The sequence below is a fragment of the Pseudomonas sp. LA5 genome, assembly GCF_028640825.1.
GTDB lineage: Bacteria > Pseudomonadota > Gammaproteobacteria > Pseudomonadales > Pseudomonadaceae > Chryseomonas > Chryseomonas aestiva.
This window is the reverse complement of record NZ_JAQYZY010000051.1, coordinates 169,473-181,696: the sequence shown is the minus strand read 5'-3', so window position 1 is coordinate 181,696 and position 12,224 is coordinate 169,473. Positions and strand designations below refer to the sequence as shown.

8 protein-coding genes and 1 tRNA gene are annotated in these 12,224 nt (G+C 69.2%); 5 read left to right on the top strand and 4 right to left on the bottom strand.

The features are described from left to right. Positions 1-74: 74 nt before the first annotated feature. A complete protein-coding gene (locus PVZ72_RS18605) occupies positions 75-1,196 on the bottom strand; it encodes a branched-chain amino acid ABC transporter substrate-binding protein (RefSeq protein ID WP_187978654.1) in 1,122 nt (373 codons plus the stop codon). 214 nt (positions 1,197-1,410) lie between these two features. On the opposite strand from PVZ72_RS18605, the gene PVZ72_RS18600 reads away from it, so the two are divergent. Further along, positions 1,411-1,719: a DUF2288 domain-containing protein gene (locus PVZ72_RS18600; RefSeq protein WP_273862672.1), complete on the top strand. Its 309-nt coding sequence runs from the start codon at positions 1,411-1,413 to the stop codon at positions 1,717-1,719. A gap of 44 nt (positions 1,720-1,763) precedes the next feature. Here PVZ72_RS18600 and PVZ72_RS18595 read toward each other — a convergent pair whose 3' ends face one another. After that, on the bottom strand, positions 1,764-2,750 hold the full coding sequence (locus PVZ72_RS18595; RefSeq protein WP_273862671.1) for an aldo/keto reductase: 987 nt from the start codon (positions 2,748-2,750) through the stop codon (positions 1,764-1,766). A gap of 110 nt (positions 2,751-2,860) precedes the next feature. On the opposite strand from PVZ72_RS18595, the gene PVZ72_RS18590 reads away from it, so the two are divergent. The 3 genes from PVZ72_RS18590 to PVZ72_RS18580 all read left to right on the top strand — a co-directional run bounded on the left by PVZ72_RS18590 (position 2,861) and on the right by PVZ72_RS18580 (position 5,856). Next, positions 2,861-3,748 (top strand): LysR family transcriptional regulator, encoded by an 888-nt coding sequence (locus PVZ72_RS18590; RefSeq protein WP_158892160.1) that lies wholly within the window; start codon positions 2,861-2,863, stop codon positions 3,746-3,748. Between the two features lie 89 nt (positions 3,749-3,837). Then, positions 3,838-5,751 (top strand): selenocysteine-specific translation elongation factor, encoded by a 1,914-nt coding sequence (gene selB / locus PVZ72_RS18585; RefSeq protein ID WP_273862670.1) that lies wholly within the window; start codon positions 3,838-3,840, stop codon positions 5,749-5,751. Between the two features lie 9 nt (positions 5,752-5,760). Continuing rightward, a tRNA-Sec gene (locus PVZ72_RS18580) sits at positions 5,761-5,856 on the top strand. Positions 5,857-5,866: 10 nt separating this feature from the next. On the opposite strand, the gene PVZ72_RS18575 is transcribed toward PVZ72_RS18580, so the two are convergent. After that, entirely contained in the window at positions 5,867-6,877 is a 1,011-nt protein-coding gene (locus PVZ72_RS18575) for a hypothetical protein (protein ID WP_187978659.1), read from the bottom strand. Positions 6,878-7,021: 144 nt separating this feature from the next. On the opposite strand from PVZ72_RS18575, the gene PVZ72_RS18570 reads away from it, so the two are divergent. Then, positions 7,022-7,630, top strand: a complete 609-nt coding sequence (locus PVZ72_RS18570; protein ID WP_273862669.1) for a TetR/AcrR family transcriptional regulator — start codon at positions 7,022-7,024, stop codon at positions 7,628-7,630. A 9-nt stretch (positions 7,631-7,639) separates the two neighbouring features. Here PVZ72_RS18570 and PVZ72_RS18565 read toward each other — a convergent pair whose 3' ends face one another. Further along, positions 7,640-11,671 carry a bifunctional nitrate reductase/sulfite reductase flavoprotein subunit alpha gene (locus PVZ72_RS18565; protein ID WP_273862668.1) on the bottom strand — a complete coding sequence of 1,344 codons (4,032 nt, stop codon included), beginning with the start codon at positions 11,669-11,671 and terminating at the stop codon, positions 7,640-7,642. Positions 11,672-12,224: the final 553 nt, after the last annotated feature.

Sequence of the window (12,224 nt, the reverse complement as noted above, 5' to 3'; positions counted from 1 at the left end):
CCCAGGCCTCGGATGGAGGCGGATAAACGAAGCCCACCGCCGTTGGCGGTGGGCTCCGGTGTTACAGGCAGGGCTTACTTGGCTTCAGTCTTGGTGCCGTCGGCGTGCCATTCGTAGACCACGAACTCGAAGTTCTTCAGGTCGCCTTTCTCGTCGAACGCCAACTCACCGGTGGGGGTGTTGAAGGTGTTGCTGCGCAGTGCCTTGGCCACGTCCTCGGGCTTCTCGTCGCCCGCCTTCTCGATGCCTTCGGCGATGACCTGCACGGCGGCGTAGGAGGGGAACACGAAGGGACCGCTCGCATCCTGCTTCTTGTCCTTGAACGCCTGCACCAGGGCCTGGTTCTTGGGATCCTGGTCGAAGGAGCGCGGCAGGGTGACCAGCAGGCCTTCGGAGGCCTTGCCGGCGATGGCGGAGATGGAGCTGTTGCCCACGCCTTCCGGACCCATGAACTTGGCGGTCAGGCCCTTCTCGGCCGCCTGACGCAGGATCAGGCCCAGCTCGGGGTGGTAGCCGCCGTAGTAGACGAAGTCGACGTTGGCCTGCTTGAGCTTGGCGATCAGCGAGGAGAAATCCTTGTCGCCGGAGTTGATGCCCTCGAACACGGCGACCTTGACGCCGGCCTTGTCCAGGGTCTGCTTGACCGCGGTGGCGATGCCTTCGCCGTACTGCTGCTTGTCGTGGATGACCGCGACGATCTTCGGCTTGACGTGCTCGACGATGAACTTGCCGGCGGTCGGGCCCTGCATGTTGTCCAGGCCGATGGTGCGGAAGATCAGCTTGTAGCCACGGCTGGTGATGTCGGGGCTGGTGGCCGCCGGGGTCACCATCAGGATGCCTTCGTCCTCATAGATGTCGGAGGCGGGCTGGGTGGAGCTGGAGCAGAGGTGGCCGACAACGAACTTGACGCCATCGTTGACGATCTTGTTGGCAACCGCCACGGCCTGCTTGGGATCGCAGGCGTCGTCGTAGATCACGCCTTCGAGCTGCTTGCCCTTGACGCCGCCGGCCTTGTTGATCTGCTCGATGGCCATCTGGGCACCAATGAACTCCATGTCACCGTACTGGGCGACCGGACCGGTCTTGGGGCCGGCCAGACCGATCTTCAGGGTGTCGGCTGCCAGGGTGTGGCTGGCCATGCCGGCCAGGGCCAGGGCCGCGACCAGGCGGGAGAAACGCAGAGTTGCCTTTTTCATGAGTGCTCCACTCGGAATGCTTTTATTAATGAGGCAGTTGGAAGCGAAAATGTGCCGATTTTGTTCTTTATGACGCGCCGCGCAGTTTAATCACCGTCTGTTCGTCTTGGAAAGCTGGCGACGACAACTTGTCGGATCTGTGGCCCGTGCGTCCGGGCGCTCGGCAAGCGGGGAGGGCAACGGTAGAATCCGCCCTTTTCGCGAGGCCCGCACCATGACCGATCACGCAACGCGCTACGCCACCCTGCTCGGGCAGACCGCCGCCATCGGCTGGGAAGAATTGCAACCGCATTTTGCGCGGGGCGTGCTGCTGGAAGTGGCGCCCGAGCTGGACCTGATCGAAGCGGCCATCGCCGTGACCCAGGACGAGGCCGCCCGGGTGGATCTGTGGCTGCAGCAGGGCCAGCTGGCCAAGGTCGACGAAGACCGCGCAAGGCGCCGGCTGGAAGCGCCCGAGGTGCCCCTGTGGGCGGTGGTGGTGGCGCCCTGGGTGCTGATGCAGGAGCGTCCGGCCGAGCGCTGAAACGCAAGGGCCCGCGCAAGGCGGGCCGTTGTTGACGGGGTGGCTCAGCGTTCGCTGTCGAGATCGCGCAGCTGGTGTTCGCCGTAGCGATCGCCAGCCACGGCGTCCGGTGGCAGCAGGCGTTCCAGTTCGGCGCGATCCGCAGCGCTCAGCGTCACCTCCAGCGCCCCGAGGGATTCGTCGAGCTGACCGCGGCGGCGGGCACCGACCAGCGGCACGATGTCGTCGCCCTGGGCGGCGACCCAGGCCACCGCCAGTCGGGCCGGGGTGGTGCCCCGGTGTTCGGCGAACTGCTTGAGGCCTGCCACCAGCGCCAGGTTTTTCTCCACGTTGCCCGGCTGGAAGCGCGGACTATGAGCGCGGAAGTCGCCGCTGCCCGAGGGTTGGCGCCAGTGACCGCTGAGCAGGCCACGGGAGAGCACGCCATAGGCGGTGATGCCGATGCCCAGGTCGCGGCAGGTTGGCAGGATCTCCGCCTCGATGCCGCGCGAGACCAGCGAATACTCGATCTGCAGGTCGCAGACCGGATGTACCGCGGCGGCCCGCCGCAGGGTCTGGGCGCCCACCTCGGAAAGGCCGATATGGCGGATGTAGCCGGCCTGCACCAGCTCGGCGAGGGCGCCCATGGTGTCCTCGATGGGCACCTGGCGATCCAGCCGTGCCGGGCGATAGATGTCGATGTGGTCCACACCCAGGCGCTTGAGGCTGTAGGCGACGAAATTCTTGATCGCCGCCGGCCGGGTGTCGTAGCCCAGCCACTCGCCGCCCGGACCGCGCAGGGCGCCGAACTTGACGCTGATCAGCGCCTGGTCGCGTCGACCGCGCAGGGCTTCGCCCAGGAGCAGTTCGTTGTGGCCCATGCCATAGAAGTCACCGGTGTCGAACAGGGTGACGCCGCGTTCGAGGGCCGCCTGGACCGTGGCGATGGCCTCGCCACGGTCGGCGCTGCCATAGAGATCGGACATGCCCATGCAGCCCAGACCAAGGCTCGATACTAGGGGGCCCTGCTGGCCCAAGCGACGCTGTTGCATGAGGGATTCCTCGTCAGGTAGATGAGGCTTCACTCTAGCCAGGATGACGCTGTGCGATAATCCGGTCTCGACACAACGACCTGTTCGCTCAGCCGTACAATGGAGGCGCCTTGAATCTGGATGACCTGGCGGCCTTCGCCGCCGTGGCCGAGGCCCGCAGCTTTCGTGGCGCCGCCTATGTGCGCGGTGTGGCGGCGTCTTCGCTGAGCGATGCGGTGCGGCGGCTGGAGCGGGAACTGGATGTCCGGCTGCTGCACCGCACCACCCGCAGCGTGACGCCCACCGCGGCCGGCCAGCGTCTGCTGGAGCGCCTCACCCCCGCGCTGCGCGAGGTGCGCGGCGCGCTGGACGCCATCAATGCCGAGGGCGAGAGTCCGGTGGGGAGCCTGAGACTCAATGTGCCCACCATCGTCGCCCGCGTGCTGCTGCCGCCGCTGATCGGCCCCTTCCTGGCCCGGCATCCGGGCATTCGCCTGGAGGTGGTGGCCGAGGACCGGCTGATCGACGTGCTCGCCGCGGGTTTCGATGCCGGCGTGCGCTACGACGAGCACCTGGAAGCGGACATGATCAGCGTGCGACTGGGCCCGGTCACCCAGAGATTCGCCGTGGCCGGAACCCCTGCCTACCTGGAACGGCACGGCGTACCGGCACACCCCGCCGACCTGGTCCGGCATTCCTGCATCGGGCATCGCTTCGCCAGCGGCCTGGTGGCGCAGTGGAGCTTCGAGCGCGGCAGCGAGGTCAGCAACGTCACGCCGGGCAGTCGCCTGCTGGCCTCGGCGCTCGACCTGGAGCTGCAAGCCGCCCTCGACGGCGTCGGCCTGATCTATTCCTTCGCCGACTATCTGGCCGAGCCCCTGGCCGACGGTCGCCTGGTGGAAGTGCTGGCGGACTGGTCCACGTCCTTTCCCGGTCCGCGGCTCTACTATGCGGATCGCCGCCAGCTGCCGGCCCCGCTGCGGGCCTTCGTGGCCTTCTTGCGCGAGCGTCACGGCTAGGCGATCGCGCGGGGCGCCGCTACCCTGAGCGCCAGTCCGCCGCCTGGAGCCGCCATGACGTCCCTGTTCATCCGCCTGGTACCGTGCCCATGATCATCGGCACCGCCGGTCACATCGACCATGGCAAGACCGCCCTGATCCAGGCCCTCACCGGGGTCGCCGGTGACCGCCGCCGCGAGGAGCAGGCGCGCGGCATCACCATCGACCTGGGCTATGTCTATGCCGATCTGGGCGACGGCGGTCTCACCGGTTTCATCGACGTCCCCGGTCACGAGCGCTTCGTGCACAACATGCTGGCGGGCGCCAGCGGCCTGGATCTAGCCCTGCTGGTGGTGGCAGCCGACGACGGCGTCATGCCGCAGACCCGCGAGCACCTGGCGATCCTCGAATTGCTCGGCATTCCCCGGCTGCTGGTGGCCCTGACCAAGGCCGATCGGGTGGATGCCGAGCGACTGGCCCAGGTGCGTCAGGACGTCAGTGCGCTGCTGGCCGCCGGCCCCTTTGCCGGAGCGCCGCTGTATCCGGTGGCCAGCCCCAGCGGCGTGGGCATCCCCGAATTGCGCGCCGCCTTGCTCGCGGCCCTGGGCCAGGTGCGCCAGCGCAACGCCCGCGGCGGCTTTCGCCTGGCGGTGGACCGGGTGTTCAGCGTCGCCGGGGCCGGAGTGGTGGTCACCGGTACCGCCTTTGCCGGCCAGGTGGCCGTCGGCGACGAACTCATCCTCACCCCGCGCGGCCAGCGCCTGCGGGTGCGGGGGCTGCATGCCCAGAACCGCGCGGCGGAAACCGCCCAGGCCGGCCAGCGGGTGTCTCTCAATCTCGCCGGTGAGCGGCTGAGCACCGACAGCCTCGCCCGCGGTGACTGGCTGGTGGCCGAGGCGCTGCATGCGCCCACCACCCGGATCGACGTGGAACTGCGCCTGCTGCCCGGCGAGGCGCGCAACCTGGCGCACTGGACGCCGGTGCACGTGCACCTGGGCGCCCAGGATCTCACCGGTCGCGTCACCCTGCTGGAAGGCGACAGCCTCGCCCCGGGCGCCACGACCCTGGCGCAGCTGGTGCTCAATGCGCCGCTGCACGGGGTGCATGGCGATCGCCTGGTGCTGCGCGACCAGTCCGCCCAGCGCACCCTGGGCGGCGCCCGGCTGCTCGATCCCTTCGCCCCGGCGCGCCATCGCCGTACGCCCCAGCGCCTGGCCCAACTCCAGGCCCTGCGTCGGGGCGGTCTGGAGGAGGCGCTGCCCGAACTCCTGGCCCAGGCCGACGGCGGTCTCGATCCACGGCTGCTGGCGCGGCAGTTCAACCGCCCCGAAGGCGACTGGCAATTGCCCGCCGACACCCTGAGGGTGGAAACGCGGGTCGGCCCGCGGCTTTTCGCGGCGGCGCTGTGGCAGGCGGCGCTCGAGCGCCTGGGCGCGGCGCTGGCGACCTTTCACCAGGAACAACCCGACGAGCTGGGTCCCGATCGGGATCGCCTCCGCCGCATCGCCGCGCCGGAACTGGAGCGGGCAGTCTATTTGGCCCTGCTGGAGACGGCCCTGGCCGAGGGGCGATTGCAGAGCAGCGGTCCCTGGCTGCACCTGCCCGATCACCGGGTTCGCCTCACCGAGGCGGAGGAGGGGCTCAAGACCCGCCTCTGGCCGCTGCTGGAGGCCCAACGCTTCGATCCGCCCTGGACTCGTGATCTGGCCAGGAGTCTGGATCAGCCCGAGGCCGAGGTGCGGCTGCTGCTGCGCAAGCTGGCCCGGCTGGGGGAACTGACCCAGGTGGTCAGGGATCTCTTCTATCCCCAGGCGAGTCTGGAAGCCGCGGCCGGCGAGGCATTGCGCCTGGAGCGCGAAGCGGGGATCATTCGCGCCGCGGCCTTTCGCGATGCCCTCGGCATCGGTCGCAAGCGCAGCATCCAGATCCTCGAATGCCTGGATCGCATCGGTTTCACCCGTCGCTTCGGCGACGAGCGCCGGGTCCGCCCGGACAGCGCCTGGGCCCGCGCGGCCGAGGGCTAGCGCAACAGAGGAAGGCAATCACGCCCGGTGGCGTGGCCGGGCTTCAAACCCGGTTGGGGACGGCAGCCGTTCCCGGGTGGGTTCGACTCCCACTGCCTTCCGCCATTTCCCGCCGTCAGTGCCCATCCGTCTGGTGATGGATCACCGCGCCCTCCCGTTGCAACTCCTGCAGAAACCACTCGGCCGCCCAGAGGTGTTCGGGCATATAGAGACCCGCCGGCAGGGGTTCACCGCCCGCCAGGCCCAGCACCCGCTCCAGCGACAGCACCAGCCCGAGGGCGGTCAGCGAGGCCTGCCCCTGGTTGAATTCCAGCACGGCGCGTGCGCCGGTGGTCTGGCCGTCCCTTTCACCGCTCACCCTGACCGCGATCTCGGCCGCTGTTTCCGCGCCCCGCCGCCGGCTGGAGGACTCGCCCATGGCGATGTCGAAGCGGAGCTCCGGGGCGGCGGTGGCGGCCCGGAGACTGAGCAGATCGATGGAGCCGAAGGCCGTGGCGGCCAGCGTGCGACCGTCCAGCGCCGTGACGCTGCCCTGCAGGTCGGCACCGCTCAGCCAGGCGCGGCGTCCATGATGGAAGGCCAGGGCAGCGGGTGCCGTGCTGTGCACCCGCTCCATGTCCTCCCAGGCCAGGGGACCGGCCGGGTCCGCCTCATCCAGCAAGACCTCTATACCGATGGCCGCGACCCGGGTGAAGCGGCGGGCGAGATCGAGTGCCAGCGCCAGGGCGGCACCCGAAGCCCAGTGGCTGGACAGCACCAGGGCATGGGCGGCGGGGCGGTGCATGAACTGGGCGACCTCCGGCCCCAGTTCGGTGACGCCGGTGTTGGCATTGAGATAGGGGATGCCCAGGTGCTGGGCGAGGCGCAAGCCGTGCAGGGCCTGATCCGGTGCCAGCATGATCATGGCTGCCGGGGTGAGCGCGGGGTCCAGTCCCAGCCCCGGCTGGTCGAGATCCAGGCGCACCGCCCGGGCCTGGCTGGCGGCCTGGGCGACATCCTCGGCCGTGGCGAGGTTGCGGCCGCCGACCAGCAGCGGCCAGTCAGGCTGGCGCTGGCGGAACCAGTGGACGGCCTGGCGGCCTACCGTGCCCGAACCGCCGGCAAAGAGTATGGGTTGCAGTGGCATGATGCTGTCCTCTTCGTTGCAGTGCTGAGGTTCCGGAGACCGCACAGCCGATTGCCACGGGCTGTTCTCCGCATTAACCTACCATGTGTAGGTTCCAGTTCAGGATTAACCTACCTTTAGTAGGTTTGCAAGAAGACGTGACCAATGGCAGCGCGATCCATCCCTGAAAAACCGGTCTCCGAAGGGACCGGACGGCGTCTCTCCAAGGCAGCCCGGCGTCAGCAATTGCTGGACACGGCGCGGGTCATCGTTCGGGAAGAAGGTGCGGATCGCCTGACCCTGGGCTATCTGGCCGTGCAGGCGGGCGTCTCCAAACCGGTCGTCTACGAGCATTTCGGTACCCGCTCGGGGCTGCTCATCGAGCTCTATCGCTGGCTCGATCTGGCGCAGATGGATGCCTTTCGCCAGGCCATGACCGCCCGGCAGCAGGGCGCCGAAGAAGCCACCGCGGCGCTGGCCGAGGGCTACATCCGCTGCGTGACCGACATGCAGGGTGAAGTCGGCGTAGTGGCGGCGGCGCTGGCGGGGAGCGAGGAAAAGACCGCGGTGTACCAGGAGTTGCTGGAACATGGCACCCAGATGGTGACGGCGGTGCTCACGCCGCACAGCAAAAGATCCACCGCGGAGTTGCAGGTGTCCTGCATCGGTCTGGTCGGCGCCGGCGAGGCCCTGGCCGCGGCCGTGGTGCGCGGGGCGCTGGGCGAGCGCGAGGCCATCGAGGCCTTCACCCGCCTGGTGCGCGCGGTGCTGTAGCCGGCGGCGCTAGTAGACGTCCTTCAGATAGCGCTTCTGTTCGCTCATCCCGCGCAGGTACTCGCTGGCGGCCTCGTCGCTGAGATGGCCATGGGTCGCCACCACCTGGCGCAGGGCCTGGTCGACGTCCTTGGCCATGCGGCTGGCGTCGCCGCAGACATAGACGCGGGCGCCGTCCTGCAGCCAGCGCCAGACGTCGGCACCGCGTTCGCGCAGCCGATCCTGCACATAGATCTTTTCGGCCTGGTCGCGGGAGAAGGCCAGGCTCAGTTCGTTCAGCAGGCCATCGCGCTGGAAGGCTTCCAGTTCGTCGCGGTAGTAGAAGTCGTGGGCGGCGTGCTGCTCGCCAAAGAACAGCCAGTTGCGGCCCTGGTCGCCCCGGGTGCGGCGCTCGTGAAGAAAGCCGCGGAAGGGCGCGATGCCGGTGCCGGGGCCGATCATGATCAGCGGGACGTCGCCCTGGTCCGGCAGGCGGAAATGGCGCGAAGGCTGGATATGCACCTTGGTGGCGGCCTCGCCCAGGCGGTCGGCGAGAAAGCTGGAGGCCACGCCCTTGCGCTTACCGTAGCGCACCGCCGAGACGGTGAGGTGCACTTGGCCGGCATGGGCCAGGGGGCTGGAGGCGATGGAGTAGAGGCGCGGCTGCAGGCGCTTGAGGCTGCCGAGCAACTCGCGGGCGTCGTGGCAGGCGGGAAAGCGGGCCAGTACATCGGCCAGTTGCCGGCCCCAGAGCCAGCGCTTGAGTTCGTCCCGGTCGCCCAGCAGGGCGCGGCACTCGGCACTGCCGCTGCGCTCGGCGATCAGCGCCAGGGTCTCGGGGTTGGGGCGGGCGATCTCGTAGTGTTCGCTCAGCGCCTGGCGCAGCGACAGCTCGCCGACCTTGGCCACCGCGACCGGTTGTTCGCCGTCCAGTCCGGCGAGGGCGAGGACCTCCTCGACCAGCTCCGGGCAGTTGCGCGCCCTCACGCTCAGGGCGTCGCCAGCCTCGTAGGCCAGCGGTTGCTGGGTCTCGAAACCGAATAGCCGCACCTCCTTGTTGGACCCGGCACTGTTGAGTCTCTGGTTGATGACCAGCCGCGCGGACACCGCCGTCGGGCGGCTGGTCGTGGCTGAACTGGCGATAGGCACGTGCTCGGCCTGAGGTGCCAGTTGCGCCTGCAGGGCGGTCAGCCAGGCGTCGGCGCCGTCGAGGCCATCGGCGTCGCAGTCCAGGCGCGGACAGAGGCGCCGGGCGCCGAGGTCGGCCAGGCGGGCGTCGAGGCGCTGGCCATGGCCGCAGAATTGCTCGTAGGTGGAATCGCCCAGGGCCAGCACGGCGTAGTCCAGTTCGGCCAGGGAGGCGTCGAGGCGATTGAGGCCCTGCCAGAAGGCCTGGCCATTGTCCGGCGCTTCGCCATCGCCAAAGGTGCTGCTCACCAGCAGGACGCGGCGGGCACCGGTCAGGCGTTCCACGGCATAGGCGGCCATGTCGTGCAGTTCCACGCTGAGACCTGCCTGGCACAGGCGGGCGACGCAGTGCTCGGCCAGGGCTTCGGCGTTACCGGTCTGGGAGGCCCAGAGCACCACCAGATCGGCCGGCGCGGTGGGGGCCATGGCCAGGCCGGCGGGCTGGCTTTCCGGCAGGCGGCTGAACAACCCGGCGAGCAGGCCGTCGAGCCAGAGGCGGGTGTCGGCGGCCAGCGGCGCCTGGGCCGGCAGGCAGGGCACGCCCTGGGTCGCGCCGTCGCGCAGGCCGTCCATGAAGCCGGCCAGGTAGGTGCGTTCGGCCGCGCTGAGCTGGGGCCGTACCGCAGTCGCGACCCCGGTGAGCTCGGCCAGCCGCGCCAGGGCAGGCAGCCGGGCGCTCTCCGTGACAGGCTCGTCGGCCGGCAGCTGGCGATGGGGAATGGTGGCGACGCGGGTCAGGCGCACCGCGCAGACCTTGAGTTCCGGTTGCAGCGAGAGCGGATCGACGGCGTCGCTGGTGACGGCGTTGATGGCCAGGTCGCTGCCCTGGACGTCGGCCCAGTGAAAGGGCGCGAAGCAGTTGCCGGGCTGGACCCGGTCGCTGACGGTCACCGGCAGCACCGCGCGGCCGCGGCGTGAGGTGATCTCCAGGCGGTCGCCCTGCGCCAGGCCCAAAGCCTCGGCATCCTGGGGATGCACTTCCACGAAGGGCGCCGGATTGAGGCGGTTCAGGGCGGCGATCTTGCCGGTCTTGGTGAGCGTATGCCACTGGTGCTGCAGACGCCCGGTGTTGAGCACGAAGGGGTAGTCGGCATCGGGCAGCTCGGCCGGGTCCAGGTGCGGGCGGGCGAAGAATTGCGCCTTGCCGCTGGGGGTGGCGAAGTTGAGCGCGGTCGGTTCGCCGGTTTCGTCCAGGCGCAGGGTCTGGCTGCGGCCGTCGTTGCGATAGCGGATCGGCTGGCGCGGATCGCTCTCTGCGCTGGGGCAGGGCCATTGCAGCGGCGTCTCGCGCAGCCGGGCATGGCTGGCGCCGCGGATGTCGTAGCCGGTCTGGGGGTTGTGGAATTGCCGGATCTCGTCGAACACCTCGGCGGCCGAGGCGTAGCTGAAGTGTTCGCCATAGCCCAGGGCGCAGGCCACGTCGGCGATGATCCGCCAGTCGGCGCGGGCCGCGCCGGGCGGGGTGACGGCCTGGGGTGCCAGGGTCAGGTTGCGCTCGGAATTGATCATGACCCCGTCGGCCTCGGCCCAGAGCGCGGCGGGCAGGAGGATGTCGGCGTAGCTGTTGGTCTCGGTGTCGAGAAAGGCGTCCTGGGTGATCACCAGTTCGGCGGCCTGCAACCCGCGGATGACCGTCTCGCGATTGGCCACGCTGGCCACCGGGTTGGTGCAGATGATCCAGCAGGCCTTTACGGTGCCGGCGGCCAGGTCCTCGAACAGGGCGACGGTGCCCTGGCCCAGGCGGGTATGCAGGGTGCCTTCGGGGATGCCCCAGGCCCGCTCGACGAAGGTGCGGTCGGCGGCGGACAGCAGGCTGCGCTGGCCGGGCAGGCCGGGCCCCATGTAGCCCATCTCGCGCCCGCCCATGGCATTGGGCTGGCCGGTCAGGGAAAAGGGACCGCTGCCGGGGCGGCAGATCTTGCCGGTGGCCAGGTGCAGGTTGCACAGGGCATTGGTGCTCCAGGTGCCGTGGGTGCTCTGGTTCAGGCCCATGGTCCAGAGGCTGGTCCATTCGCCGGCCTCGCCGATCCAGCGCGCGGCGGTGCGGATGTCCGCCTCGGTCAGCCCGGTCCCCGCGGCCACCCGTGCCGGACTGTAGTCGGCAAGAAACTCGGGCATGGCCGCCCAACCTTCGGTATGGGCGGCGATAAAGGCTTCGTCTACATGGCCCTCGGCGTGCAGCAGATGCAGCAGGCCGTTGAGCAGCAGCAGATCGGTGCCCGGACGCAGTTGCAGGAAGAGATCGGCCTTCTCGGCGGTGGCGGTGCGCCGCGGATCTATCACGATCAGCTTGGCGCCGCGCTTGACCCGATCCAGCAGCCGCAGAAAGAGGATGGGATGACAGTCGGCCATGTTGGCGCCGCTGACCAGGAAGAGGTCGGCGCGATCGAGGTCGTCATAGGAGCCGGGCGGACCGTCGGCGCCGAGGGACAGCTTGTAACCGGTGCCGGCACTGGCCATGCACAGGCGGGAATTGGATTCGAGCTGGTTGGTGCCGATGAAACCCCGCGCCAGCTTGCTCGCCAGGTACTGGGCTTCCAGCGACAGCTGCCCGGACACATAGAAGGCGATGGCGTCGGGTCCGTCGCGGTCGAGGATGGCGCGCAGGCGTTCGGCGGTGGCGGCGATGGCCTGCTCCAGCCCGGTCTGCACCGGTTCGTGGGAACGGTCGTGGCGGACATAGGCCTGCTCCATGCGTCCGCTGTCCACCAGCGCCTGGTGGCTGGTGCTGCCCTTGGTGCAGAGCCGACCGCGATTGGCGGGGTGGTCGCGATCGCCGCTGACCTTGGTGATCCGACCGTCTTCCACCTGCATGACGATCCCGCAGCCGACGCCGCAGTAGGGGCAGACGCTCTTGATGTGGGTAGTGGCCATGGCAAGGATCCTTCGAAAACCAGAAAGCGAAAAGGCGCCGGTCGCGCTCCCCGGAGGGAGGCGAACACGGCGCCTTTGTCGTGAAAGGAAGCGATCGGCGTTGACCGCTCCATGCTGAGGATTTAGCAAGGCTCGCGCCAGCTTGGCCCGGCGCGCGCGGGGGGCGCATTCCTACTGCTCTGGCGGGGTGCCGGTGGCGCTGGCCGAGGCCACGGCGGTGGGGGTCGCCATGCGCCGTGACGGGGCAGGCCGGCCCGCTCTTGCACCGTTGTGGTTCTGCTCGGCGGGCGTTCGGACAGCCTCCGGCAAGCCACTCGGCAGGCCGCAGCCCGCGCCAGCGGCGGATCTTCGGGCGATCAGGCGGAACTGGCACAGCCGATGCAAAAGCCCTGACAGACCCGCACATTCGGGTCGCCCGGTCGATCAACGGCGATCGACAGCCACCGCAGGCGACGGGCATGGAGCAGAGCCAAGGGCTCCTCCCTACCAGAACAGGCAAAGGCGCCTGAGACCGCAAGGTTTCAGGCGCCTTTTTATTTGCCGCGAATCAACC

What these genes read in the sequence shown, in the direction of transcription:
- PVZ72_RS18575 (WP_187978659.1), bottom strand. Translation starts at nt 6,877, where the DNA reads ATGCCACTGCAACCCATACTCTTTGCCGGCGGTTCGGGCACGGTAGGC.
- PVZ72_RS18600 (WP_273862672.1), top strand. Translation starts at nt 1,411, where the DNA reads ATGACCGATCACGCAACGCGCTACGCCACCCTGCTCGGGCAGACCGCC.
- PVZ72_RS18570 (WP_273862669.1), top strand. Translation starts at nt 7,022, where the DNA reads ATGGCAGCGCGATCCATCCCTGAAAAACCGGTCTCCGAAGGGACCGGA.
- PVZ72_RS18595 (WP_273862671.1), bottom strand. Translation starts at nt 2,750, where the DNA reads ATGCAACAGCGTCGCTTGGGCCAGCAGGGCCCCCTAGTATCGAGCCTT.
- selB (WP_273862670.1), top strand. Translation starts at nt 3,838, where the DNA reads ATGATCATCGGCACCGCCGGTCACATCGACCATGGCAAGACCGCCCTG.
- PVZ72_RS18565 (WP_273862668.1), bottom strand. Translation starts at nt 11,671, where the DNA reads ATGGCCACTACCCACATCAAGAGCGTCTGCCCCTACTGCGGCGTCGGC.
- PVZ72_RS18605 (WP_187978654.1), bottom strand. Translation starts at nt 1,196, where the DNA reads ATGAAAAAGGCAACTCTGCGTTTCTCCCGCCTGGTCGCGGCCCTGGCC.